The organism is Vibrio sp. 2130-1 (assembly GCF_033339515.1).
In genome coordinates this window covers 1-672 of the sequence record NZ_JAWOUT010000329.1, presented here as the reverse complement: position 1 = coordinate 672, position 672 = coordinate 1, and the positions used below count along the sequence as shown (strand labels likewise).

General features: G+C 48.8%; 1 protein-coding gene. It reads left to right on the top strand.

The genetic code is table 11. The features are described from left to right. Positions 1-672 (top strand): serine/threonine-protein kinase (locus R7Q09_RS26025; RefSeq protein ID WP_318143929.1); only part of this gene is annotated, 672 nt, incomplete at both ends.

Here is a 672-nt window from a genome sequence, read left to right as displayed (position 1 = left end):
GCCCCTTTTAGCCCATGAAGCCCCAGAAGAGCGATTAACGCAATTGCTTTACTTTGGCGCTCATCAAGCGACCAACAGCGAGATCGACCTTAGTGGCGAAGTGATCAGTAAGTATCGCCTAACTCATGAGTTGGGGCGTGGTGGTATGGGCGTCGTTTATGCCGCGCAACGCGCAGATGAGACCTTTGAGCAAGATCTTGCAATCAAATTCATCCAAAGCAATTTAAGTAATGTACTCGGACAACGGGCACTTTTCGATGAAGCGCAGCTACTAGCACGTTTAAATCACCCTTATATTGCGAAAGTCTTTGACGGCGGCCTGCATGACGGCTCGGTTTACATCGTCATGGAGCGCGTGTTTGGCCAAACATTGGATGATTATCTTGCCGAAGTCACGCTGACAGACCATGAGAAGCTCACGCTGTTTAAGCAGATTTGTCAGGCAATGGAACACGCGCATCACCACCATGTGTTACACGCCGATCTCAAGCCTGAAAATATCCTGATTGACCCAAATAAACGACCGAAATTGCTCGATTTCAACCTGACGCAGAAAGTGCAAAACAGCGGTGGCGAATCCCCACCCGCATTAATTGCGTTTAGCCAAAACTTTGCCAGTCCAGAACAACAGACTGGTCAGTTTCTGACGGCACAAAGCGATGTGTACTCTCT